The sequence below is a fragment of the Deinococcus sp. Marseille-Q6407 genome, from assembly GCF_946848805.1.
Classification (GTDB): domain Bacteria; phylum Deinococcota; class Deinococci; order Deinococcales; family Deinococcaceae; genus Deinococcus.
The window spans coordinates 168,284-191,319 of sequence record NZ_CAMPFU010000003.1; the positions used below are offsets into that span (position 1 = coordinate 168,284).

The 23,036-nt window shown below is 64.5% G+C and carries 22 protein-coding genes; 12 read left to right on the forward strand and 10 right to left on the reverse strand.

Going from position 1 to position 23,036, the window contains the following annotated elements:
• The first annotated feature begins 33 nt into the window (after positions 1-33).
• The 7 genes from OCI36_RS07880 (at position 34) to OCI36_RS07910 (ending at position 7,008) form a co-directional block, all read left to right on the forward strand.
• On the forward strand, positions 34-1,221 hold the full coding sequence (locus tag OCI36_RS07880) for an erythromycin esterase family protein (protein ID WP_261664548.1): 1,188 nt from the start codon (positions 34-36) through the stop codon (positions 1,219-1,221).
• A 153-nt stretch (positions 1,222-1,374) separates the two neighbouring features.
• Entirely contained in the window at positions 1,375-1,689 is a 315-nt protein-coding gene (locus OCI36_RS07885; protein ID WP_261664549.1) for a hypothetical protein, read from the forward strand.
• Between the two features lie 284 nt (positions 1,690-1,973).
• The gene (gene fumC / locus OCI36_RS07890) at positions 1,974-3,368 is read left to right on the forward strand and encodes a class II fumarate hydratase (protein WP_261664550.1); all 1,395 of its coding nucleotides are present in this window, start codon (positions 1,974-1,976) and stop codon (positions 3,366-3,368) included.
• A 258-nt stretch (positions 3,369-3,626) separates the two neighbouring features.
• Positions 3,627-4,535 carry an AEC family transporter gene (locus tag OCI36_RS07895; RefSeq protein WP_261664551.1) on the forward strand — a complete coding sequence of 303 codons (909 nt, stop codon included), beginning with the start codon at positions 3,627-3,629 and terminating at the stop codon, positions 4,533-4,535.
• A 30-nt stretch (positions 4,536-4,565) separates the two neighbouring features.
• Positions 4,566-4,979, forward strand: a complete 414-nt coding sequence (locus OCI36_RS07900) for a hypothetical protein (RefSeq protein ID WP_261664552.1) — start codon at positions 4,566-4,568, stop codon at positions 4,977-4,979.
• 166 nt (positions 4,980-5,145) lie between these two features.
• Positions 5,146-6,540 (forward strand): RNB domain-containing ribonuclease, encoded by a 1,395-nt coding sequence (locus tag OCI36_RS07905; protein WP_261664553.1) that lies wholly within the window; start codon positions 5,146-5,148, stop codon positions 6,538-6,540.
• Between the two features lie 156 nt (positions 6,541-6,696).
• On the forward strand, positions 6,697-7,008 hold the full coding sequence (locus OCI36_RS07910) for a hypothetical protein (RefSeq protein WP_261664554.1): 312 nt from the start codon (positions 6,697-6,699) through the stop codon (positions 7,006-7,008).
• 113 nt (positions 7,009-7,121) lie between these two features.
• On the opposite strand, the gene OCI36_RS07915 is transcribed toward OCI36_RS07910, so the two are convergent.
• From OCI36_RS07915 to OCI36_RS07925, 3 genes are all read right to left on the reverse strand, one after another.
• Positions 7,122-7,619 carry a hypothetical protein gene (locus OCI36_RS07915; RefSeq protein ID WP_261664555.1) on the reverse strand — a complete coding sequence of 166 codons (498 nt, stop codon included), beginning with the start codon at positions 7,617-7,619 and terminating at the stop codon, positions 7,122-7,124.
• A 112-nt stretch (positions 7,620-7,731) separates the two neighbouring features.
• Entirely contained in the window at positions 7,732-8,979 is a 1,248-nt protein-coding gene (odhB, locus tag OCI36_RS07920; protein ID WP_261664556.1) for a 2-oxoglutarate dehydrogenase complex dihydrolipoyllysine-residue succinyltransferase, read from the reverse strand.
• 61 nt (positions 8,980-9,040) lie between these two features.
• Entirely contained in the window at positions 9,041-11,932 is a 2,892-nt protein-coding gene (locus OCI36_RS07925; protein WP_261664557.1) for a 2-oxoglutarate dehydrogenase E1 component, read from the reverse strand.
• A 197-nt stretch (positions 11,933-12,129) separates the two neighbouring features.
• Between OCI36_RS07925 and OCI36_RS07930 the strand changes: the two genes are divergently transcribed.
• Entirely contained in the window at positions 12,130-12,423 is a 294-nt protein-coding gene (locus tag OCI36_RS07930) for a hypothetical protein (protein ID WP_261664558.1), read from the forward strand.
• Positions 12,420-13,292, forward strand: a complete 873-nt coding sequence (locus OCI36_RS07935; RefSeq protein WP_261664559.1) for an SMP-30/gluconolactonase/LRE family protein — start codon at positions 12,420-12,422, stop codon at positions 13,290-13,292. The genes OCI36_RS07930 and OCI36_RS07935 overlap by 4 nt, the downstream gene beginning before the upstream one ends.
• A 163-nt stretch (positions 13,293-13,455) precedes the next feature.
• Here the strand turns inward: OCI36_RS07935 and OCI36_RS07940 are convergent, their stop codons facing one another.
• Positions 13,456-13,779 carry a hypothetical protein gene (locus OCI36_RS07940; RefSeq protein ID WP_261664560.1) on the reverse strand — a complete coding sequence of 108 codons (324 nt, stop codon included), beginning with the start codon at positions 13,777-13,779 and terminating at the stop codon, positions 13,456-13,458.
• Between the two features lie 221 nt (positions 13,780-14,000).
• Between OCI36_RS07940 and OCI36_RS07945 the strand changes: the two genes are divergently transcribed.
• From OCI36_RS07945 to OCI36_RS07955, 3 genes are read left to right on the forward strand one after another with little or no spacing between them, the layout of a single operon-like run.
• Entirely contained in the window at positions 14,001-14,795 is a 795-nt protein-coding gene (locus OCI36_RS07945) for a thymidylate synthase (RefSeq protein ID WP_261664561.1), read from the forward strand.
• Positions 14,792-15,232, forward strand: coding sequence for a dCMP deaminase family protein (locus OCI36_RS07950; protein ID WP_261664562.1), 441 nt, complete (start codon positions 14,792-14,794; stop codon positions 15,230-15,232). The genes OCI36_RS07945 and OCI36_RS07950 overlap by 4 nt, the downstream gene beginning before the upstream one ends.
• Positions 15,233-15,279: 47 nt before the next feature.
• Complete coding sequence (locus OCI36_RS07955) at positions 15,280-15,795, forward strand: dihydrofolate reductase (protein ID WP_261664563.1); 516 nt, start codon at positions 15,280-15,282, stop codon at positions 15,793-15,795.
• Positions 15,796-15,849: 54 nt separating this feature from the next.
• Here OCI36_RS07955 and OCI36_RS07960 read toward each other — a convergent pair whose 3' ends face one another.
• From OCI36_RS07960 to coxB, 6 genes are all read right to left on the reverse strand, one after another.
• Positions 15,850-16,605, reverse strand: a complete 756-nt coding sequence (locus tag OCI36_RS07960; protein WP_261664564.1) for a hypothetical protein — start codon at positions 16,603-16,605, stop codon at positions 15,850-15,852.
• A gap of 48 nt (positions 16,606-16,653) precedes the next feature.
• A complete protein-coding gene (locus OCI36_RS07965) occupies positions 16,654-17,010 on the reverse strand; it encodes an ArsC/Spx/MgsR family protein (protein ID WP_261664565.1) in 357 nt (118 codons plus the stop codon).
• A gap of 52 nt (positions 17,011-17,062) precedes the next feature.
• Positions 17,063-18,055 (reverse strand): Holliday junction branch migration DNA helicase RuvB, encoded by a 993-nt coding sequence (ruvB, locus tag OCI36_RS07970; RefSeq protein WP_261664566.1) that lies wholly within the window; start codon positions 18,053-18,055, stop codon positions 17,063-17,065.
• A gap of 57 nt (positions 18,056-18,112) precedes the next feature.
• Positions 18,113-18,847, reverse strand: a complete 735-nt coding sequence (locus OCI36_RS07975) for an SCO family protein (RefSeq protein ID WP_261664567.1) — start codon at positions 18,845-18,847, stop codon at positions 18,113-18,115.
• A 131-nt stretch (positions 18,848-18,978) separates the two neighbouring features.
• Positions 18,979-21,432 (reverse strand): cbb3-type cytochrome c oxidase subunit I, encoded by a 2,454-nt coding sequence (locus OCI36_RS07980; RefSeq protein ID WP_261664568.1) that lies wholly within the window; start codon positions 21,430-21,432, stop codon positions 18,979-18,981.
• Positions 21,429-22,646, reverse strand: coding sequence for a cytochrome c oxidase subunit II (gene coxB, locus OCI36_RS07985; protein WP_261664569.1), 1,218 nt, complete (start codon positions 22,644-22,646; stop codon positions 21,429-21,431). Before coxB ends, OCI36_RS07980 begins: the two co-directional genes overlap by 4 nt.
• Positions 22,647-23,036 lie beyond the last annotated feature (390 nt).

The following is a 23,036-nucleotide window of genomic DNA, read 5'->3' on the forward strand; positions in this document are numbered from 1 at the left end:
CAGGTGCGCACCGGCTGGAAAAGGAGACTCAGCATGAACAGTTTCAGCCTCTTGCCGGCCCTTCTCTCGGATGTCCTCACTTCACTTCCGGCGCGGCCCCAGCTGCTGGCGCTGGGCGAACCGTCGCACGGCCTACAGGTCTTTCCGCAGTGGCGCAACCGTATTTTTCGGGTGCTGGTGCAGCAACACGGCTTCCGCTCCATCGCCCTGGAGAGTGACCTGCTGGCCGGACAGCGGGTAGACGCCTATATCCGTGGCGCGAGCAATGCCCCACTGGACGAGGTCATGGCGGCAGGGTTCAGCCACGGCTTTGGCGCTTATGCTGCCAACCGCGAATTGGTCAGCTGGCTGCGCGAGTTCAATACGGGCCTCAGCGCGGCCGAGCAGGTGCGCTTTTACGGGTTCGACGCCCCGATGGAGAATTTCTGGGCGGCCAGTCCCCGGCCGAATCTGCTGGCTCTGCACGCCTTTCTTTCGCGGGAACTGGGCACGGTAGAACCGGACGCCGCCCACATCCAGGCCCTGTGCGGCGACGACGCCCGCTGGACCGATGAGGCCGCCGCGCTGAACCCGGCCCGGTCCGCCGGCGACACCCCGGAAGCGCGGCAGCTGCGCCTGCTGGCCGACGACCTGCACACCCTGCTGCGGCGTGAAGCGCCCCGGCTTCAGCCTCTCCCCGACTTCTGGCAGGCCCAAATGCACGCCCGCACCGCGCTGGGCCTGCTGCGCTACCACGCGAATATGGCCCGTTCGGCACCAGACCGCCTCAGCCGGATGCTGGCGCTGCGCGACCTGATGATGGCCGATAACCTGAGCGCCATTGCCCGGCGCGAACAGGAACGCGGGACCACCCTGGTTTTTGCCCACAACCTGCACCTGAAGCGTGGACCCAGCGCCATGCAGCTGGGAGACGAGCGCAGCGAGTGGTGGGGCGCCGGTGCTCTGTGCCACCAACGCCACGGCCCCGCTTACGCTTTTATCGGCAGCGGGTTGGGCCGGTCAGGGCTGCTGGGCGTCGCTGAACCTGACCCGAATACGCCGGAAGGCCGGTTGTGGGCTTGCCCAGACCCGGTGCAATTACTGCCGACCCGTGAGCTGGCCTCGCTGCTCACACCGCCTCTGCAGGACCGCCGCGACTTTCCGCCACAGGCCTTTGCACTGCGGGCCGCCGAACTGCCGCAGCTGGACGGCCTGCTGTTTGTCCGCGACGCGGACCACTAGCCCCGGCCCCCGGCCGCTCAGCCGGGCGGCCTTTCACCTTAAACTGTAGGGCATGAAAGTCGCTCATCAGCTTCCCGCCTTTGCCCTCGTTGCGCTGTCTCTGAGTGCGTGTGCGCCGCAGCCTGTCAAGCCTACCGTGCCAGCCCCACTCAGATGATGAACGCTATTGCCCGCCTGGCCCCGGCGCTTGCCGTCAAGCCGCTGAACGAGCCCTTCCGGGTGACGCGCCGCACCGCCAATGAGCTGGTGATTACGACCCCGCTCAAGCCGGCGGGTGCAGTGGCGGGGCTGTTTCTGGGCGGCGGCATCAGCAATAAATCTGCCAGCATCACCTATTATTTTCAGCCACAGGGCAACGTGACGTTTGTGCGCAGCTCGGTCGATGCCCAGGGCGGCGAGCTGTATCAGCAGCGCGACGCAATTGACGCCATGCTCGACAAGACGTTTGCGCGTGTGACCTTGCCTTAACATCTGACCTACAGACCCGCAGTGCCCACACCGACGGTCAGCCGGGACGGATTCGTCAGGGACGTATCTTCGTTCTTCCGGCTTAGCAAAAAGCTCTGGGCGAAAGGCCCGGGCATATAAGCACCTGCCGGAGGCGGAACGGAGTGGGTGTCCGGCGAAGACCCTACGCACCCACAACACGGAGCGGGCGGGCCAGCCGGCCAGTGCAGCGGCCCAGCAATGCGGGACGCCGTACTGGCTGGCCCCTGCCCGGTCGCACCCGCCCCGCCGTAAACTGAGGTGCTATGACCAACTTCCGTAAAGAGACCGATACCATGGGCCAGATGGACGTGGACGCGTCCAAGTACTGGGGCGCGCAGACCGAGCGCTCCATCCACAACTTTCCCATCGGCCGCGACACCTTCGTGTGGGGCCGGCCCATCATCCGGGCGCTGGGCATCCTGAAAAAAGGCGCGGCGCAGGCCAACGCCGAACTCGGCGAGCTGCCGCAGGACATCGCCGACCTGATCGTGCGGGCCGCCGACGAAGTCATTGCCGGCAAGCTCGACGAGCACTTTCCGCTGGTTGTCTTCCAGACCGGCTCGGGCACCCAGAGCAACATGAACGCCAACGAGGTGATTTCCAACCGTGCCATCGAGCTGGCGGGCGGCGAGATGGGCAGCAAGAAGCCGGTCCACCCCAACGACCACGTCAACCGCGGCCAGAGCTCCAACGACACCTTCCCCACCGCCATGCACATCGCGGTGGTGCTGGAGCTGAACGAGCGGCTCTACGGCGCCGTCAGCAAACTGCGCGACACCCTGCACGCCAAGTCCGAGGAATACAAGGACATCGTGAAAGTGGGGCGTACCCACCTGCAGGACGCCACGCCCATCACCCTGGGCCAGGAAATCGGCGGCTGGGTCGCGCAGCTCGACTACGCGCTGGCCGAGGTGAAGCACGCGGGCGAAGGCCTGCTCGACCTTGCCATCGGCGGCACGGCAGTCGGCACCGGCCTGAACGCACACCCCAAATTCGGTGATCTGGCTGCCAAGAAGTACGAGGAAGAAACTGGCTACCACTTCCGCAGCGCCGAGAACAAGTTCGCCGCGCTGAGCGCCCACGATGCGCTGGCGCAGACTTCCGCCGCGCTGCGCACCCTGGCCGGCGCTCTGATGAAGATGGCGAACGACGTGCGCTGGCTGGCGAGCGGCCCGCGCAACGGCATCGGCGAAATCACTATTCCCGAGAACGAACCCGGCTCTAGCATCATGCCCGGCAAGGTGAACCCCACCCAGTCCGAGGCCATGACGATGGTCGCCACCCGCGTGTTCGGCAACGACGCCACCGTCGCTTTTGCCGGCAGCCAGGGCAACTTCCAGCTCAACGTGTTCAAGCCGGTGATGGTTCACGCCGTGCTGGAAAGCATTCGCCTGATTTCGGACGCTTGCCTGGCCTTCAACGACCACTGCGCCGTCGGTATCGAGCCCAACGAGGCCAAAATCAAGGAAAACCTCGACAAGAACCTGATGCAGGTGACGGCCCTTAACCGCCACATCGGCTACGACAAGGCCGCCGCGATTGCCAAGAACGCCCACAAGAAGGGCATTTCCCTCAAGGAATCGGCGCTGGAACTCGGGCACGTGACTGAAGAAGAGTTTGCCCAGTGGGTCGTGCCGCTGGACATGACGCACAACTGAGCCACGAACCTCTGAGCCTCTTTTTGCCTGCCGCAGCAAAGAAGAGGCCCGCTGCCAGCCGCTTTTCCTGCCCGGAGGCGGCTGGTGGTTGTAGCGGTTGCCCCGGTCAGAGGGCTAGGCTGTGCCCCGCATACCCTTGACGAATACTGCATAGCGCGCTAGAGTATTTAACGTAACCGCTCCGAGTGAGCGGGTTTTTTATTGCCTGAACCACAGTCTGCTGCTCGGCGCTGGGACCGCATGTGGCACTATGGCGGAATGCTCACCGCCCTTACCAACGTTCTGCTGCCGGTCATTCTGGTGGCCGGGCTGGGCGCGCTGCTGGCTTCCCGCTTTCCGATTGACCAGCAGTCCATCTCTCGCATCACGCTGTACCTGCTGTCGCCCGCACTGGTGCTGGACGTGGTTCTGAAAACGCCGGTGCAAGCCGGTGAGGCGCTGCAGCTGGGCACCGCTTACCTGCTCACTTCGCTGCTGTGTCTGGCGCTGGGCTGGCTGTTCGGCTGGGGCCGCCCCGACGCCGAACGCCGCAGCCTGAGCGCCGCCGTCGGCATCTGGAACAGCGGCAATATGGGTCTTCCTATCGCCCTGTTCACCTTCGGGCAGGCAGGCTTCGAGCGGGCCACGCTGCTGTTTCTGGCGTCGTTCGTGGGCATGTATGTCTTTGGCCCGCTGGTCTATACCCTGGGCCGGCCCAGCACCGACCTGCGCGCCGCCGTGGGGGGCATCGCGCGGCTCCCGGCGCTGTGGGTGGCGCTGCTTGCCGTGATTCTGCGGGCGCTGCACCTCACGCTCCCCGAGGGGCTGAGCCGCGGGGTCTCGCTGCTCAGTCAGGCCACCCTGCCGATGGTGCTGCTGGCGCTGGGCCTGCAACTGGGTGCCGGTGGCTGGCCCCGGCTCACGCAGTCGCTGTGGCTGGGCACCGCTGGCCGGCTGATCGGCGGCCCCCTGATCGGGTACGCCGCCGGCAAGGCGCTGGGGCTGGACGCTCAGAACCTGCAGGTGCTGGTGCTCTCGGCCAGTATGCCCACCGCCGTGAATGCCCTGCTGATTGCCCGCGAGTACGGCGCCGACACCGACACGGTCGCGGGCGTCGCCACCCTCAGCACCCTGGGCAGCGTACTGACTATTGCCGCCATAGTAACGCTGCTGCCGCGCCTGCACTAGAGCAAGCCTCCACTCCCCTATCCTGTTGCCATGACCCCCAAAATCTGTCTGGTGGCTGCCCTCGCCCTCTGCGCCGCCGCACCCGCCTCGGCCCAGGCGCTGCCCGAAAGTCTCCCGCTGCCCCCGCAGTGGGAAAAGGAAATCAGCGCCGCCGCTCTGAAGTTCTCCGGTCAGCCCTGCGCCGGCGAGTACAGCGTGGACCGCGCCGCCGGCCGTTTCAGCTCAGCACAGTTTGCAGAAGCGGCCGCAAGTGCCAAGGCGTTTACTCAGGATCTCCAGGCTTTCCTGCCGGGTGCCCGGGTGCGCTTCGAGACCGACAGTGACCATCTGACCCGCTTTGCTCTGCTGGATACGGTTTTGCCGCTGTTTAGCCAGCAGGAACGCCGCGCCGACGGTGTGTATACCCTCAACTGCTCACTCGCTCCGGCCAGTCGCCGTCCCTGAAGTCCGGCTCTGGCAACGGCGCTGGGCTTATAAGCTTGACGAATACTGCATACTGTGCTAGAGTATTCAACATAACCGCTCCGAGTGAGCGGGTTTTTTTATGTCAGTCGCTGCTGCGATCAGCTTCGGGCGGCAGTGATGAGGGGACTTCTGCTACCTTGCCAGGATGACCGATTCTCTCAACCCGAGCGAACTGAGTGCGGCGCAGTGGACCGATGTGGAGCTGCTGGCCCGCGGCAAACAGGACAAGTCGCGCACCCTGCGTGACCTGGGCCGCCCCGAAACGCCCGAAAGCGCCCACGCCCTGCTGCTGGACGCTGGCCGCTGGACCGAAACCCAGACTCCTTACGCCGAGCGGCTGGGCACGGCGCTGAGCGCGGTGGAGTTGCCGGTGCCCGCCTGGCCCGACGAGGAGCGGCTGGACCTGACCCACCTGCCGGCTTTTGCCATTGACGACGAGGGCAACCAGGACCCCGACGACGCCCTCAGCGTGGAGGAATTGCCGGGCGGCCTGACCCGGTTGTGGGTGCACGTGGCCGATGTGGCCGCCCTGGTCACCCCCGGCAGCCCGCTGGACCTGGAAGCCCGTGCCCGCGGTGCCACCCTTTATCTGCCCGACCGCACCATTCATATGCTCCCGGAGGCGCTGGTCGAGCAAGCTGGCCTGGGCCTGAGCGAAATCAGCCCGGCCCTGTCCATTGCGCTGGACCTGGACGCCGACGGCAACGCCGAGGCGGTAGAAGTTCACCTGACCCGCGTACGAGTGCAGCGGCTCAGCTACGATCAGGCGCAGGCCATGTACGAGCAGGGCCACCCCGAATTCACCCGGCTGGCCGAGCTGGCCCGGGTCAGCCGCGACATCCGCTTCGAGGAAGGCGCCGTCAGCATCGACCTGCCCGAAGTGCGGGTCAAGGCCGACGATAACGGCGCCCAGGTGTTGCCGCTGCCCCGACCCGAAATGCGCGCCGTGGTGCAGGAATGCATGACGCTGGCCGGCTGGGGGGCCGCCATCTACGCCGACGACTTTGAACTGCCGGTTCCCTTTGCCACCCAGGACCCTCCTCACCGCGAGGTGAGCGGCGAAAGCATGACCGCCCACTGGGCCCGGCGCAAATCGCTGAGCCGCACCCGCTTTCAGTCGGCGCCCGGCGCACACGCGGGCATGGGCCTGGACCTCTACACCCAGGCCACCAGCCCGATGCGGCGTTATCTGGACCTGGTGGTGCACCAGCAGCTACGCGCGCACCTGAGCGGCCAGGAGCCCATGTCGGGGCGCGAAGTAGCCTCACACATTGCGGAGGCTGGCATCGGCTCGGCCGGCACCCGCACCGCCGAGCGCCTCAGCCGCCGGCACCACACCCTGCGCTTTATCGCGGCCCAGCCGGAAAAAATCTGGGATGCCGTGGTGGTCGAAAAACGCGGGCCACAGGCCATCTTGCTGATTCCGGAACTGGCGCTGGACCTCCCCATGACCACGCCCGCAGGCCCCGGCCAGGAGATGCAGGTCCGGCTGACCGTCACCAGTTACCCCGAGCTGAAAGTTCGCGCCTCGGAAAGCTGAGCCGGCGGAGGGGGGAGGCCAGAAACATAAAGGCGAATGAACGCCCACACAGTTTTCACATATTCGGGAAATCGAATGCGTCTGACACTGCATTTGTCAGGGCAACCCTGACTCATCTTGCATTGTTAAGCGCGCTGGGGTGGTTAGAGTAGGGGTATGCGCTCACAGGCCAAGGACATCGTTACTCTGCGGCTCAGCCATTGCCGGGCCGAACGTGCGGCACAGGAAGCACGGTACCATCTGGCGGTGATGCATTATCGCAGCTGCCTGGAAACGGCAGAGCGGCGAGAGGACTGTCAGGCGGTGCAGTTTTTTGCCCTGCGGCTGGCTGAGTGCTATGAGCAGATGAACCTGAATGCCAAAGCCCGGGCCTTCCGCGACCTGGCGCAGTGCGCGGCGGCACAGCCAGACCGGCAATGGCTGAGCCGTCCAGACAGCGACGGTCCAGCCGCCGCGCCCCTTCACTGAAAACCACCCGAGGCCCGCCCAGCACCCTGCTGCGGCGGGCTTCGGCTTTTTGGTCTACCAGGGTAGGCAGCTGTTCAGGCGCGGGGAAACTGCCGGCGCAGTGCCGCCTCAGCTCAGTCCGGTTGTACGACGCCAGAGAAGCCCTGCTGCTGCATCCAGAAAGCGCAGAGGGCCAGCAGGGCCGCCAGTGGAAAGGGCACCGCACCCAGGTCCATTCGCACATCGAACCCGTCACTGACACCGCCAATGCGGCCACGTGCCTCGGCACCGTACACACGGAAACTGAGGTCCTGTCCGTCGGTGACGCCGCCCAAGCGGCCGCTGGCGCCTTCAGGGGTAAAGTCCAGCACGAAATCCAGCCCCTCCAGGTAGCTGCCCAGCCGGCCGGACATGCGGGTGCCGCCCACACTGGCCGAGACATCAAAGCCGTAGCTGACGCCGCCTACCCGGCCGCCCAAGCCCGCTGGCGCCGCCCCGATGCGGATATCCATACCGTTCAGGAAACTGCCGATCCGGCCCCGGAATTCCTGGCCGGTCCACTGTCCCTGAAGGTCATATCCGCTGTCCAGGGAACCGAAACGCCCGCTCAGATTGCCGCTCGCTGCTGTCATGCCCGTCATCATAAGCAGCCCGGGTCTACAAAAGCCCTACAGCTGCGCGGCCCCTCAGCACCAAAAAAACCAGCCCCCTGGAGGGCTGGTGACTGACAAGGCCGGGGAAGTCTCAGATGTCCAGCAGCAGGCGGGCCGGGTCTTCCAGCAGGTTCTTGATGGTGACCAGGAAACGCACGCTTTCGCTGCCGTCAATGATGCGGTGATCGTAGCTGAGGGCCACGTACATCATCGGGCGAATCACGATTTCGCCGTTCACGACCACCGGGCGCTGCACAATGTTGTGCATACCCAAAATGGCGCTCTGGGGCGCGTTGATGATCGGGGTGCTCATCATTGAGCCGAAGGTGCCGCCGTTGGTGATGGTAAAGGTGCCGCCGCTCATGTCTTCCATGCTCAGCTTGTTGGAACGGGCCTTCTTGGCATAGTCGCCGATGCCCTTTTCAATATCGGCCAGGCTCATCTGGTCGGTGTCGCGCAGGATGGGCACCACCAGGCCGCGGTCGGTGGACACGGCGATACCGATGTCGTAGAAGCCGTGGTAGATGACGTCTTTGCCGTCCACGCTGGCGTTGACCGCCGGGAAAGCCTTAAGAGCTTCGGTGGCAGCACGCACGAAGAAGCTCATAAAGCCCAGTTTCACGTCATGCTTGGCGACGAACTGATCCTGGTACTTCTTGCGCAGGTCCATGATCGGCTTCATGTCCACCTCGTTGAAGGTGGTCAGCATGGCGGTGGTGTTCTGCACTTCCTTGAGGCGTTCGGCGATGCGCTGGCGAATCCGGGTCATCTGCACCCGTTCTTCGGGGCGTTCGCCGGCCGGCAGCTGCACAGCCGGGGCGCTGGTCTGGGCCTGCGTGGCCTGACCAGGCTGAGCGTTCATGGCGTCGGCCTTGGTGATGTTGCCGCGGGGACCGCTGGCCGGCACCTGGGCTGGGTCCAGACCCTTTTCGGCCACGATCTTGCGCACAGCCGGCGACAGGTCTTCGCGGCGCTCATTCTGGGCAGCCGGAGCCGGAACCGCCTGGGGTTCGCGGGCCTGGCTTTCGCCGCCGGCGCTCTGAGCGGGGTCGGCGCTGGTTTCGGTGCTGGCAGCAGCCGGGGCAGGAGCGGCGGCGCCGGCTTCACCGGCGGCCAGTTCGCCCAGCACTTCTTCGCTCAGTACGGTGTCGCCTTCGTTCTTGGTGACGCTCTTGAGCACGCCATCTTCCTGGGCGATAACTTCCAGCACGACCTTGTCGGTTTCGATTTCGGCCAGCACGTCACCGCGCTTGACGCTGGTACCCGGCTGCACGTTCCAGCCCAGCAGGGTGCCTTCGGAAACGGATTCGCTAAATACGGGAACTTTAATTTCGGACATTGTTCACCTCTCTGAAAAGGGGGGGGCAAAGGAGGAAGGGCGGGGAGAAACAGTGGCCGGCTCAGCCCTGAGCGCCGGCTTCCTTGGTCAATTCTACCTGCGCGTCATAGTCTTCACGCGAGACCTTTTCACCCAGCGCGTCGGCAATCACCTTGGCCTGCTCCTTGGCATGCACATGCGAGTACCCGGTGGCGGTGCTGGCGGCGCGGCGGCGGCTGACGTAGGTCAGGGTGTGGCCCAGGCCCAGTTCGGCCAGGGTACGTTCCAGGTCTTCACGAATCAGCAGCCAAGCACCCTGGTTTTCAGGTTCTTCCTGTGACCAGACCACCTGCGCGCCGGGGTGACGGCGCAGTTCGGCGGCCAGTTCCTCCTGCGGGAAGGGATACAGCTGTTCCAGCCGCACCAGCGCAGTGCCGTGGTAGCCCTCGCGGTCTTCCTCGCGAGCGTCGAACAGTTCCCAGTGCAGCTTGCCGGAGCTGATCACCACGCGGCGGGCCTGCTCTACTTCGGGGTCACCGATCACGTTGCGGAAACGGCCGTCGGTCAGTTCGCTCAGCGGAGTCATGGCGCGCTTGTTGCGCAGCAGGCTCTTGGGAGTAAAGACGATCAGCGGCTTGCGGTAGCCACGGCGCATCTGGCGGCGCAGCAGGTGGAAAATCTGCGAGGCGCTGCTGGGCACCGCCACTTGCATGTTGTTCTGGGCGCACAGCTGCAGGTAACGCTCAATGCGGGCGCTGGAGTGCTCGGGGCCAGCACCTTCGTAGCCGTGAGGCAGCAGCAGCGTGATGCCGCTGAGGCCCAGCCACTTGGTTTCACCGGCGGCGATGAACTGGTCAATCACGGCCTGGGCGCCGTTGGCAAAGTCACCGAACTGCGCTTCCCACAGTACCAGCGAGTTGGGCGCCGAGCCAGAGTAGCCGTATTCGAAGGCCAGCACGCCCTCTTCAGAGAGGGTGGAATCAATCACTTCGGCGCGGCCCTGGCCGGGGCGCAGGAATTCCAGGCTGAGGTAGTCACCCTTCAGGGGGTCCTGTCCACGCTGGTCGTGAACCACGGCGTGGCGGTGCACGAAAGTGCCACGGCCAGAATCTTCACCGCTCAGGCGCACGTTGTAGCCTTCGTCCAGCAGCGTGGCGTAGGCCAACATTTCGCCCATACCCCAGTCCACCGGCTGCTCACCGCGGCTCATGGCGCGGCGGGCTTCCATCACGCGCTTCACGCCGCGGTGCAGCTCGAAGCCTTCGGGAAAGGTGGTCATCTTGTCGGTCAGCTCGGCCAGCTTCTCTGCCGGCACGGCGGTTTCGGCCACCGACTGCCAGTTGGATTCCTTGGCCGCCTGCTTGTACTCGGCCCAGCGCTGACCCAGGTCACTCACGGTGTCGTCGGTCAGTTCGGCCACCACGCTCTCGCCGCGGTCCAGGCGGTCGCGGTAGTCGTCGGCCATCGCCCTCACGCCGGCCTCGTCAATCAGGCCTTCCTTGACCAGCTTGTCGGCGTACACCGCCAGGGTGCCGGGGTGCGCCTTGACCTTCTTGTACATGATCGGCTGGGTCATGGTGGGATCGTCGGCCTCGTTGTGGCCGTGACGGCGGAAGGTCACCAGGTCAATGAACACGTCCTTGCCGAACTGCTGACGGTAAGCCAGGGCCAGGTCAGCGGCAAAGGCCACCGCTTCTAGGTCGTCGCCGTTCACGTGCATCACCGGGGCGTTGGCGATCTTGGCCACGTCGGTGCAGTAGCGGCTGGAGCGGCTATCGCGCGCGTCGGAGATGGTAAAGCCGATCTGGTTGTTGATCACGATGCGCACGGCCCCGCCGGTGGTAAAGCCACGCAGGCGCGATATGTTCAGTGTTTCCATCACCACGCCCTGACCGATCACAGCAGCGTCGCCGTGGACGGTGATGGCCAGGACGTTGTCGCGGCGAACCTCGCGCATCTTGTCGGGGGTTTCGTCGCGGCGGTCCTGCCGGGCGCGGGTGGACCCGTGCACCACCGGGGACACCAGTTCCAGGTGGCTGGGGTTAAAGGCCAGCGCCAGGTGCAGAGGACCGTTTGCGGTGGCCACGTCGCTGGAAAAGCCCAGGTGGTACTTCACGTCGCCGGAAATATCCGGGTTCTCGCTGAGCACCTTCTTGCCCTCGAACTCGTCGAAGAGGTCCTTGGGGCGCTTCCCGAAAATGTTGACCAGGGTGTTGAGGCGGCCACGGTGGGCCATGCCCAGCACGATTTCCTTGATGGTGCCGGTCTTGCCGGCCTGCTGGATCAGGCGGTCCAGCAGCGGAATAAAGCTTTCGCTGCCTTCTAACGAGAAGCGCTTTTGGCCCACGTACTTGATGTGGAGGTACTTTTCCAGGCCCTCGGCGGCGTTCAGGCGGTCCAGCAGGCGCAGCTTCTCATCCTTGCTGAGGCCCTCGCGGCGCACTTCAATGCGGTTCTGGAACCACTCGCGTTCCTCGCTGGGCAGGTAGTTGTACTCGTAGCCGATAGGGCCACAGTAGATGCTGCGCAGCTGCTGAAGCACTTCGCTGACCGTGCCGGAGAAGTGGCCGTCTTTGACCTGCTCGTTCATCTGGTTGGCGCTCAGGCCGTAATACTCGGGGTTCAGCTCGGGCGCCAGGGTCTTATCGTGCAGACCCAGGGGATCGAACTCAGCCTGGAGATGGCCGTAAACGCGGTGAGAAGTGATCAAGCCGCTGACGGCCTGCTGGGCACCGCTGGCTTCGCCCGCAGCTGCCGGCGAGACCACGACGGTGCGGCCGTGGCTCTGGCGGCCCAGCTCATAGAAGGCCTGCTGAACGGCCGAGTGCCGCGCTTCTTGCACGCCGCCACGTTCAGCATCGAAAAAGGCGCGCCACTCGGGGTCGACGCTCTGGGGATCTGCTAGATAGTCCTCATACAGCCCATCCAAAAAGGCCGCGTTGCCACCTGACATGATGGTTTCTGGTCGGGTCATAACGCTGTCAGCATACCGCCCTTTGCGGCCCCGTGGGGTGGAGCGGCTCACTGGCAGGCCCGGCTGGCCGAACACCCCGGCCGCGTTCCTGCGTGGGTAACAGAATTGGTCTGCCCAGTGCCGGCAAGAGAAGGGCTCCGGCCGAACCTTTAGCCCAGTCCCATCCGGCGCCCCGGCGGGTTTGCCATCATGCAAGCATGACCGACAAAAACCGCACTCCCGAACAGAATGCCGATACCGGTACTGACACTCATGACACCGGCAACGGCATGAGCAGCCAGAGCCACTGGACTGGTGATGAGGCCCTCAGCCGCGGAGTAATTCCCGCCAGCGAGCCGGCCACCGACGCCGGCACTGCGCTGGGCGGCGACCCCTTCCGCCAGGAAGACGACGCTACCCGTGGCATTCCCGAAGGCGTGACCGAGGGTGACGGCCGCAACGAAACCGGTACCACCTTCGATACTGACCCCACCGGAGACAAGCGGCTGTGAGCCCGCTGTTCCAGGCCGCCCAGGGCGGGTTCCTGGACCTGTTTCCTGAAGGCGCCGAACTGACCCGGCTGGCCGGTGACTTTACCTGGACCGAAGGCCCCTGCTGGATTCCGGCGCGTGGCTGCGTGGTGTTCAGTGATGTACGGCAGGACCGCACCTGGCGCTGGACCCCCGGCAGCGGCCTGGCCGAGGAGATGAACCCCAGCCGCCACCAGAATGGCCACTGCCTGGACGCACAGGGCCGGCTGGTGGCCTGCTCGCACGGCGACCGGGCGGTGCTGCGCCAGGAAGAAGACGGCCGCTGGACCACTCTGGCCAGCGAGTGGCAGGGCCAGCGGCTGAACAGCCCCAACGACGTGGCTCTCAGCCCCGACGGCAGCCTGTGGTTTAGCGACCCCACCTACGGCATAGACAAGCCCGAGGAAGGCTACGGCGGCGAGATGGAACTGCCGGGCCGTTACGTGTTCCGGATTGCCCCGGACGGCACCCTCAGCTGCCCCATCACCGACCGCCACAAGCCCAACGGCCTGGCGTTCCGCTCGGCCAACGAACTGCTGCTGTCGGATACCGGCGACCAGGCCGCCACCCACCTCTACCGCATTGACGGTGACCGGGCCGAGCATCAGGGGGGCTTTTTTCAGGTGGACCAGGGCAAGACCGACGGCCTGCGCGTAGACGCGGATGGCCGCATCTGGAGCAGCGCTGGCGACGGCGTTCATGTGTTCTCACCCCAGGGCGAGGAACTGGGCCGCATTCTGCTGCCCGAAACCGCCGCCAACCTCTGCTTCGGCGGGGCCGACGGCACCGAGCTGTTCATTACGGCCAGCACCGGGCTGTACCATCTGCCCACCCGGGTGCGGGGCTGGTAATGCGGCGACCTGCCGCCCCCACAAAGGGGCAGCAGGAGCCTCAGAACGACGGGAAGTAAGGAATCGGCGTGGGCCGGTCCTGTCCTACGAAAGCCCGCAGCTGGCTTTGCAGCACCCGGCCCTGGGGGTCAGTCACCGTAACCGTCAGGATGTGCTGACTGCTCTAGGCATGTTCGGCGGCTTTGAGGGTCAGGTAAACGCGGCCCTTGCTGGAAAGCTGCTCCGGTTCGGTCAGGATTTCCAGGGTGCCGGGCACCTGATCCACACTGATGACATAAGGCCCGGGGCCAGCGCCCTCGCGGGTATTCAGGTCCAGCATCACCGTCTGCTTCTGGCCGGGTGCCAGGGTCACCGACGGCGGCCAGATGCGCAGGTCGGTGGCGGGGATGGCGTTGTTGGCGGGCGACATGGTGCAGGCGCTCAGCGAAAACGCCAGCAGAGAAGCGCCGAGGGCCGGCAGGCGGAAGCGGGGAAAAAGTAGAGACATAGGCAGCAGGCTCCTTCGGTAGAGGTGGGGCGGCCCGGCGGCAACCGCCAGACCAGATCAGTCTCAGATTAGGCAGTGGCTCTGCCGGATTTATGACACTGCCCGGCAGTTCAGCGGCCTTCATGTAAGCTGCTGGCATAAGAGCAGCTTTGCTGTGCCAAACGTAACATTTTCCCCGCCGGCATTCTCCTGATGCACTGCGGGCCTACACTAAAAAACATATGCGCCAGTACCTCGACTTTCTCCAGCACATCCGGGATCACGGCACCGACAAGATGGACCGCACCGGCACCGGCACCCACTCGGTGTTCGGGTATCAGATGCGGTTTGACCTGCAGCAGGGCTTTCCGCTGGTCACCACCAAGCGGGTTCATCTCAAGAGCATCATTTACGAGCTGCTGTGGTTCCTGCGCGGCGACAGCAACGTGCGGTGGCTACAGGAGCGCGGCGTGACCATCTGGGACGAATGGGCCGATGAACAGGGCGAGCTGGGACCGGTGTACGGTCAGCAGTGGCGCAGCTGGCCAGACGGTGACGGCGGCCAGATCGACCAGATCACCCAGGTGATTGAGCAGATCCGGCAGAACCCCGATTCTAGGCGGCTGATCGTGTCGGCCTGGAACGTGGCGCAGGTGGACGAGATGGCCCTGCCGCCCTGTCACCTGCTGTTTCAGTTCTATGTGGCAGACGGGCGGCTGAGCTGCCAGCTGTACCAGCGCAGCGCCGACAGCTTTCTGGGGGTACCGTTCAACATCGCCAGTTACGCGCTGCTCACCATGATGGTGGCGCAGGTCTGTGACCTGGAACCCGGCGAGTTTATCTGGACCGGCGGCGACTGCCACATCTACAGCAACCACATGGCGCAGGTGGAACGGCAGCTGGCGCGCGAGCCCCGGCCGCTGCCCACCATGCACCTGAACCCGGCAGTCAAGGATATTTTCGGTTTCCAGTACGAGGATTTTCAGCTGGAAGGGTATGAGCCACACCCCGGCATCCGCGCCGAGGTGGCGGTATGAGCGGCGCCGAAGCCCGGCCCACTTTCGACCAGCTGGGCATGGATACGGCCCGGCTGTGGGCCACCCGCTCGGCCGACCCCAAGGTCAAGGTGGGGGCCTGCATCCTGGACCATCATCACCGGGTGGTGGGCGTGGGCTACAACGGCCGCGCCGCCGGCGAACCCAACGAGCGCGAAAGCCTGACGCAGGGTGCCAGCGGCTTTATTCACGCCGAGGTCAACGCCCTGCTGGCCGCCAACTGGAACGGCGAGAACCACACCCTGTACGTGACCCACGAACCCTGCGCCACCTGCGCCCGGCTGATCGTCAATTCCAGACGCATCAGCCGGGTGCTGTTCGCGCAGAACTATACCGAGCAGACGCGGGTGGGGGCCGGGTTGCCCAGCGGCGCCGGCATTCTGGAAGCGGCTGGCATCAAGGTGCAGCAGGTGAGGTAAGCGGGTCAGTTGCGCCAGCTGGAACGTAAGCGGCATTGTAAAGTGCCATGTCCAGTCACTCTCCTGCTCTCGTCGCCATCGTCGCCATGACCGAAAACCGTGTGATCGGCAAGGACGGTGACATGCCCTGGCACCTGCCAGCTGACTTCGCTCACTTCAAGCGGCTGAGCCAGGGCAAACCGAACATCATGGGCCGCCGGGTCTGGGATTCGCTGGGCGGCAAAGCCCTGAAGGGCCGCACCAACATCGTGCTGACCCGCCAACCGGACCTGCCGGCTGAAGGCGCGCTGCTGGCCCATTCCCCGGCGGAAGCGCTGGCCCTGGCGCAGGAGAACCTGGGCGAAAGCGGAGAAATCGCCATCATCGGCGGCGAGAAAATCTACCGGCTGTATCTGGATGACCTGACCCGGGTGGAACTGACCCTGATTCACACGCAGCTGAACGGCGACACCTTTTTCCCGCAGCTGCCCGGCCAGTGGGACATCACCGCCGAGCGGGAGCGCCCCAGCGACGAACGCAACCGCTACGACATGACCTTCCGTACCCTGGTTCGGCGCGCCTAGCCTAACCCAGCAGTCTGACCCGGGCTGGCCGCCCCTCACACGGCACGCCCGGCTTTATTTCTCCGGCAGCGGCGCGTGGGGGTCGGGGAGGGCCGGCAGCTTCAGCCCGGCGTAGTCGAGGGGTGCCCCAGCCCGTCCTTCCAGCCAGACCAGTTCGTCGGCCGCAGCTCCGGCCGGTAGCGGCAGGGCCGCGTCGGTGGGGTAAACGGCCACGGCGTAGACCACCGGCTGAGCCTGTTTGCTGCTCAGTTCGGTGCGCTGCACCACGTTCCATTCGTTCAGCTGCAGGCCGCTTTTCCGGACGCTGGCACTCACAGCGTCGGCCTGGACACCCGAGCAGGGTTCCGGATCGGGCAGCAGTCCCAGAGCGCCAGTCCACTCCTGGCCCTCGCGCGGAGGCAGCTCGCCGGCCATCGTCAGCAGCCGCAGTTGCTGGGGCGCGCATTGGCTGTTCTGCGCGCGGCCCACCAGCCAGCGTTCCTGATAGACCTCGCCTTTGGGCTGGCCCTGCGGAAAGCGGGTTTTCAGCTCGGCGCTGAGGTCCTTGAGGGTCACCTCGGCCCCGTCACGGTCGCTCCGCAGCGTGGCATAAGCCACCGTGTGCGTCTGCGCCGGGAAATCCAGGGTGGCCGCCAGAATATCCGGTGCGTCTCGCTGCGGGTCGGTGCCGGCGGCCTCTTTCCAGGCCCGCTGCTCGGCGGCGCTGGGGGCCTGCCAGTCCAGCGTCTGGCTCTGCGGCGATTGGTCACAGGCACCCAGCCAGGGCACCGCGACGAGCAGCGCTGCTCTCAGGGGAAGGCTTCGCTTCATACCCCCAATTCTAGGCGGTAGGCGGTTCCAGGTAACGAGAAGCCCGCCTCAGTCCGTCATTTCGGCCCAGGCTGCCCTGGCGGCTGCGTCGTCGCCCACCGCCAGCACTTTGCCGCCGCGCACCAGCGGCAGCCGCAGCAGAGCGGGGTTGTCCAGCATCTTTTGCAGCAGGCTGTCCTCGGTCACGCGCAGGTATTCCAGGCCGGCGTCCTTGTAAGCCTTGCCTTCCATGTCCAGCAAGGCATTTAGCCCGAACTTCTGCACGAAGCGGGTCAGCTCCCCTTTGCTCATCGGCCGCTGGGTCAGGTCCACATAGTGAATCTTGACCCGGCGCTCCTTGAAAAACCGCTCGGCGGCGCGGGCGCCTTGACTCTTTTTGGTGCCGAACATCTGCACTTCTGCCATAACGTCAGCGTAGCAAGGGGCTCGGCCCGGCCGCCTCCTTACCCCCACCCACTCAGTTCACGTAAAAGCCCAGCTCGTTGCCCGGCGGTAGGCCCAGATGGTCGTAAGCGTGCGCCGTGGCCACCCGGCCGCGCGGCGTGCGCTTGATAAAACCCAGCTGTATCAGGAACGGCTCGTACACGTCTTCCAGGGTCAGCGCGTCCTCGCTGATCGCCGTGGCGAGGGTATCCAGGCCCACCGGCCCGCCGGCAAAGCGGTGAATCAGGGTTTCGAGGTACTTCTTGTCGCGGTCGTCCAGCCCGGCGCTGTCCAGGCCCAGCTTGTCCAGCGCGTCGTGGGCGCGGGCCAGAGTGATGCTGGGTTCGCCGGCCACTTCCGCGAAGTCGCGCACCCGCCGCAAGAGCCGCTTGGCAATTCGCATGGTGCCGCGGCTGCGTCCGCCGATTTCCAGCGCGGCCGCTTCGTCCAGCTCAAAACCCAGCAGCCGGGCGTCGCGCAGCAGGTTCTGGGCGATGTCCTCGGCGGTGTAGTACTCCAGGTGCTCGATGATGCCAAAGCGGGAGCGCATCGGCGCCGTGATCAGGCCGGGGCGGGTGGTAGCCCCCACCAGGGTAAAGCGCGGCAGCGGCAGCTCGATGGTGCGGGCCGCCGGGCCCTGCCCCAGCACGATATCCAGCTTGAAATCCTCCATCGCCGGATAAAGATGCTCCTCGGCTACCCGGCCCAGACGGTGGATTTCATCGATAAACAGCACGTCGCCCTCTTCCAGCGAGTTGGTCAGGATAGCGGCCAGGTCGCCCGGCTTCTCGATGGCGGGGCCGGAAGTCACCCGGATATTCACGCCCAGTTCATAGGCGATGATGTGCGCCAGAGTGGTCTTGCCCAGCCCGGGCGGGCCAAACAGCAAGGTGTGGTCCAGCGCCTCGCCGCGCCCACGGGCCGCCTGCAGGTACACGCTCAGCTTGTCTTTCAGCTTGGCCTGCCCCACGTATTCAGTCAGCGAGCGTGGCCGCAGAGCCGCGTCGTTTGATTCTGTTGCAGTCATAATCAATATTCTACTTTTTTTCTCTGCAAGAAAACAGAGCGGGGATGCCGCTGGCCATTATTTCGGGCCGTACTGCGTCACCAGCGCCGGCAGGTCCTCGCCCAGCTGCCCGGAGAGGATTTCCTGATTGCCGTAGACCCGCACAAAGTTGCCCTGCGCGTCCACCACGCTGACCTGATCGCCGTGCAGCATGGCCGCCTCGGCCGCGCCGGTGTCGGCCGGGTCAGTCGCTGCGCCGCTGGCCGCTTCAGCCGTGGCCACCTGAGACGCCGAGGCACCGCTGGCATGGTCGGTATGACTGGCACCCATGTTCATGTGCTGGCTGTGGTCGGTCAGTGACGGCGGCCGGGTCACGCCCACAAACATCTCGCGCGCGGCCCGGTCAATGGCAGCCGTATCGCCGGTCAGTCCCGCGAACGCCGGGTCAAAGCGGTCCAGGTACTGGCGCAGCACCTCGGGGCGGTCGTTGGCCGGGTCCACACTGACCATCTGCACTAGCACCTTGTCCTTCAGCTGCGGCCGCAGGCCCCCGTAGGTCCGTGACAGCACACTCAGGGTGGCCGGGCAGACATCCGGGCAGCGCACAAAGCCGTAAAAGACCAGCCGCAGTTTGCCGTGCGAATCGTTCAGGTTGGCCGGCTGGCCCCGGTCGTCCAGCAGGGCCACAGAGGGCAGAGGCTTGGGTTCATCCAGGGACGTGCCGTACTGCGGCTGCGCCCCCGCCTGCCGGAAAAACAGCAGGCCGGCCAGCACGGCGGCAATCAGGAGCAGGGCGGGAGTCAACCATTTCACTGTCTCAGGGTAACGGCCCCAGCGCGTGAGCAGTGTCCCGCAGCGCTCCTTCGCAGGCCAGCCCACCACTCAGCCCACAAAAAAACGCCCCCCACAGTGGGAGGGCGCCGTGAAGCGGGAAAGAAGGGGGCTTACCAGGCGTAGAACAGCATCACGATCAGCAACCACACCGCGTCAACCAAGTGCCAGTACAGGCTGGCGGGGGCCAGCGAGCCGTGGTTGTACTTGTCGATCTTACCGGTCATGGACTGGTAGAACGGCAGCGCCACGCCGGTTGCACCGATCAGGATGTGCAGACCGTGCAGGCCCACGATGATGAAGAAGCAGGACTGCCACAGGTTCTGTTTCCAGTCGCTTTCCAGGCCGAAGAGGGTGAACTCGTACACCTGGAAGCTCAGGAACAGTGCGCCCAGCAGCAGGGTGATGAACAGCAGGATACGCGCCCACTTGTGGCGGCCCTGGTGCTGCATCTGCTCGGCGGTGTGCACCGTGATCGAGCTGCTGACCAGCACGATGGTGTTCAGAATCGCCAGCCACATGGCCGGGCGGCTGACCGGGTCCGGCACGGCCAGGCCGGTCGCGCGGTAGTAGATGAAGCCGGAGAGCAGAATGCCGAACAGCGTGACTTCCGAGATGATGAACCAGGACATCCCCAGGAAGCCGTTTTCATACTTGGTCAGGCCGTGGTGCGCCACCGGAACGTCATATTCACGGGTGCCGGCCCACTTGAAGACCGCGTAGAAGAACAGCGGGATGCTCAGGTACAGCAGCACAGAGGCGAACTTAAACAGACCGGTCATATCGCCCCAGGTCTGCAGCCCGGTCGAAGGCAGGTAAGGAGTGAACCAGCCGAAGGTCATACCGAAGGTCATCGGCAGCAGCGAGAACGCGGTCAGGAAAGGCCAGGGGCTATCCACCGGCAAGTGAATGGTCTTGGGGTCCAGCGGCGTCAGGGTGTCGCCATTCTTTTCCCAGTCGTACAGCGGACGCTCGGAGGGGAAGTTTTTGGGGAATTCCACAGCGAAGTTGTAGGCAGGAGGGGGGCTGGACGTGGCCCATTCCAGGGTGTAGCCGCCCCAGGGGTTGGGACCGGCGGTGATGGGCTTACGCATGCTCTGCAGCAGGTTCCAGACCAACACGGCGCCGCCGACCAGCAGCATCAGTGCACCGATGGTGCTGATGAAGTTCAGCTCGGTCCAGGCGTAGTTGCCAGCCGGGTAGGTGTAGTAACGGCGGGGCATACCCAGCAGACCCAGGATGTACTGGGGCAGGAAGGTCATCCAGGAGCCGATCATGAACAGCCAGAAGTGGACGCGGCCAACCTTTTCGTCCAGGAAACGGCCGGTCATCTTGGGCCACCAGTAGTACAGGGCGCCCATGGCCAGGAAGGCGGTACCGAACATCATCACGTTGTGGAAGTGAGCCACCACGTAGTACGAAGCGGTCACCTGATAGTCGAAAGGAATCATGCCCAGCGAAACGCCGGTGATCCCGCCGATCAGGAAGTTGAACAGGAAGCCGATCAGCCACAGGGTGGGCATCTTCATCATGATGCGGCCGCCCCAGAGGGTGCCGATCAGGTTAAAGAGCTTCACGCCGGTCGGCACGGCCACGATCAAGGTGGCGATCATGAAGGCGATCTGCCAAGCTTCAGGCACACCCACGGCGAACATGTGGTGGATCCACACCAGCAGCGACACGAACACGATGGCCATGATCGAGTACACCATCACGCGGTAGCCGAACAGCGGCTTGCGCGACATGGTGGAAGCGATTTCAGCGGCGATACCCAGGTAGGGCAGCAGCATCACGTACACAGCAGGGTGCGAGTAGAACCAGAAGAATTGCTGGAACATCACCGGGGCAGCGCCGATATCGGCGTTGTACATGCTCAGGCCCAGCTTGATTTCCAGGAAAGTGGTCAGCGCGGCGGCGGTCAGGCCGCTGAGGCTGATCAGCTGCAAGAGGGCGGTGGCGAACAGCGACCACGCGAAGATGGGCATCTGCCATAGGCTCATGCCTTCGGCGCGCAGGTTCATGATGGTCGCGGCAAAGTTGGCGCTCCCGAACAGCGAGCCCAGGCCGTTGAACAGAATCGCCATCATGAAGATCGCCACGCCGGTCTGGTTGCCGTCCAGCGTCAGCGGGTAGTAAAAGGTCCAGCCCACGGTGGGGTAACCGCCGCCGAAAATACCCAGCAGCACCAGCACCAGCGAGAAAAAGAAAGACCAGACCGCAAAGTTGTTCAGCCTCGGTAGCGCAACGTCGCGCACACCCAGCTGCAGCGGAAGAAAGTAGTTACCGAATCCGAACAGACCAATCGGAATCAGGAAGAAGAACAGCATGACCGCGGCGTGCATGGTCAGGACCTGGTTGTAGACATTCCCGACCAGGAACGTCTGGTCCGGCAGCGCCAGCTGGAGGCGAATCGCCACCGCCAGGAAGCCGCCCACCGCCAGACCGATCAAAGACAGGATGATGTACATCAGCCCGATCTTTTTGTGGTCCACGGTGTTCATCATGTCCCAGATGACTGCTCCGAAGCCTTTACGCTCGGTCACCTGAGGTGAGTGTCTTACCGTCATTTTTGACCTCCAGGCAAAATGGTGGCGTCGTCAAAGACCTTGGCCTTCTGCCAGTAGTTGGCTTCGTCAGGCAGTTTGAGGGTCGTGAGGAAGGCCGCAATATCCGAGATTTCCTCGGGAGTCAGGGTGCCGCCCTTTTGCTTTTGACCGTTGACGACATACTCGCTGCCGTCGTAGGTGGGCATCAGGCTGCCGGGCTTCACCTTGGGGCTGTGGGTGATCCAGTTGATCAGATGCTGATGGGCTTTGGGATCATTCCAGCCTTCTTGCACGGGAGCCTGCCACATGCCGGCACCCAGGGTGCGGCGAGTGCCGAAGAAGCTCAGGTCAGGGCCCACCGGGCTGTTGGCCTTGGTGCCCTGAATGCGGTGGCACGAGGCACAAGCGACTGCGCCAGTGTCGGGCTTGCCGTTCAGGAACAGGTTGTAGCCGCGCTCTTCAGCGCTGCCGGCTGCCGGAACGGGCGCCGAGTACTTCTGCGCCGCCGAGATAAAGGTGTCGTAGTCGGCCTGCGGCAGCGCCACCACTTTGAAGCGCATGTTGGCGTGGCTGGCACCACACAGATAGCTACAGTTGCCCTGATAAATGGCGGGACGGTCGGTGTGGATCGTCCAGACTTTTTCAGAGCCGGGGATGGCCTGACGCTGCGGGCCGACGTTGGGGGCCCAGAATTCGTGGACCACATCGGCAGACTGCAGGGTCATCTTGGTATTGACCGGGTTGCCCGCGCCGTCGTTACCGGCAGGAATCACCAGTTCGTTGCCGTTGGAGACTTCACCGCCGGCTTCAGCCTTGGCGTCGGTGTAGGTGAAGTTCCACCAGAACTGCTTGGCCAGCGCCGTAATATTCGCGCCGATCTGCTTGTCCTTGATGGGCGTGGTCTGGGCCATCGTCCTCACGCTCAGCACACTGAGCAGCAGCACGATAACCACAGGGAAGCCGATCAGCACCATTTCCAGCTTGTTGTTGCCGTGGAACTGCTGGGGTTCTGCGTCGTTCTTGTCCTCACGGAACCGGAAGACGGTATAGAACAGCAGCGCCGAGACACCCAGGAAGATGATGATGGATAGGCCGATAGCCACGGTACTCAGCTGCCACAGGGCCGTGTTGTAGTGAGCAGACTGGTCACCGATGGTAAGGGTCTGCTGGTGCTCCTGACAACCTGTCAGGAGTGAAAGGCTCAGCAACCCGGCCGCCACCGACATGCGCCGCATGCCTCTGGACAGCGGCCCGGCTGACCTGCCTCTACAGGTATGCTTGGTGTTCAACATTTCTCCTTTCCTCGCTTCATAGTCTAAGCAAGAATGCCACGGCTATGTTGAAGTTGTCTCCCCCTGGGCGGAAACATGCGGGGATCTTGCCGCCACAGAAAGAGCGCCGGGCTAGAGCCCACCACCTTTCCTGACGGCCGTGCGGCTTGCCGAACGTTTGGTCAGCCAGGGAATGACAGGCTCCGGCTACAGCGGGCCGTCTCCAGCGCCGCTTCCTGGAGGCCAGAAGTCGCACGTTCCGTTATCAGACCACCCTGACGCGGTGTCAATTGTCCTCAGCAAAAGCGTCATGGGCGCACATTTGCCCGGCTCATGCCAGGCAGCTGAGTCCAG

Excerpts from the sequence above, each read along its gene's own strand:
- OCI36_RS07880 (WP_261664548.1), top strand. The coding sequence starts at position 34 with ATGAACAGTTTCAGCCTCTTGCCGGCCCTTCTCTCGGATGTCCTCACT.
- OCI36_RS07885 (WP_261664549.1), top strand. The coding sequence starts at position 1,375 with ATGATGAACGCTATTGCCCGCCTGGCCCCGGCGCTTGCCGTCAAGCCG.
- fumC (WP_261664550.1), top strand. The coding sequence starts at position 1,974 with ATGACCAACTTCCGTAAAGAGACCGATACCATGGGCCAGATGGACGTG.
- OCI36_RS07895 (WP_261664551.1), top strand. The coding sequence starts at position 3,627 with ATGCTCACCGCCCTTACCAACGTTCTGCTGCCGGTCATTCTGGTGGCC.
- OCI36_RS07900 (WP_261664552.1), top strand. The coding sequence starts at position 4,566 with ATGACCCCCAAAATCTGTCTGGTGGCTGCCCTCGCCCTCTGCGCCGCC.
- OCI36_RS07905 (WP_261664553.1), top strand. The coding sequence starts at position 5,146 with ATGACCGATTCTCTCAACCCGAGCGAACTGAGTGCGGCGCAGTGGACC.
- OCI36_RS07910 (WP_261664554.1), top strand. The coding sequence starts at position 6,697 with ATGCGCTCACAGGCCAAGGACATCGTTACTCTGCGGCTCAGCCATTGC.
- OCI36_RS07915 (WP_261664555.1), bottom strand. The coding sequence starts at position 7,619 with ATGACAGCAGCGAGCGGCAATCTGAGCGGGCGTTTCGGTTCCCTGGAC.
- odhB (WP_261664556.1), bottom strand. The coding sequence starts at position 8,979 with ATGTCCGAAATTAAAGTTCCCGTATTTAGCGAATCCGTTTCCGAAGGC.
- OCI36_RS07925 (WP_261664557.1), bottom strand. The coding sequence starts at position 11,932 with ATGACCCGACCAGAAACCATCATGTCAGGTGGCAACGCGGCCTTTTTG.
- OCI36_RS07930 (WP_261664558.1), top strand. The coding sequence starts at position 12,130 with ATGACCGACAAAAACCGCACTCCCGAACAGAATGCCGATACCGGTACT.
- OCI36_RS07940 (WP_261664560.1), bottom strand. The coding sequence starts at position 13,779 with ATGTCTCTACTTTTTCCCCGCTTCCGCCTGCCGGCCCTCGGCGCTTCT.
- OCI36_RS07945 (WP_261664561.1), top strand. The coding sequence starts at position 14,001 with ATGCGCCAGTACCTCGACTTTCTCCAGCACATCCGGGATCACGGCACC.
- OCI36_RS07950 (WP_261664562.1), top strand. The coding sequence starts at position 14,792 with ATGAGCGGCGCCGAAGCCCGGCCCACTTTCGACCAGCTGGGCATGGAT.
- OCI36_RS07955 (WP_261664563.1), top strand. The coding sequence starts at position 15,280 with ATGTCCAGTCACTCTCCTGCTCTCGTCGCCATCGTCGCCATGACCGAA.
- OCI36_RS07960 (WP_261664564.1), bottom strand. The coding sequence starts at position 16,605 with ATGAAGCGAAGCCTTCCCCTGAGAGCAGCGCTGCTCGTCGCGGTGCCC.
- OCI36_RS07965 (WP_261664565.1), bottom strand. The coding sequence starts at position 17,010 with ATGGCAGAAGTGCAGATGTTCGGCACCAAAAAGAGTCAAGGCGCCCGC.
- ruvB (WP_261664566.1), bottom strand. The coding sequence starts at position 18,055 with ATGACTGCAACAGAATCAAACGACGCGGCTCTGCGGCCACGCTCGCTG.
- OCI36_RS07980 (WP_261664568.1), bottom strand. The coding sequence starts at position 21,432 with ATGACGGTAAGACACTCACCTCAGGTGACCGAGCGTAAAGGCTTCGGA.
- coxB (WP_261664569.1), bottom strand. The coding sequence starts at position 22,646 with ATGCGGCGCATGTCGGTGGCGGCCGGGTTGCTGAGCCTTTCACTCCTG.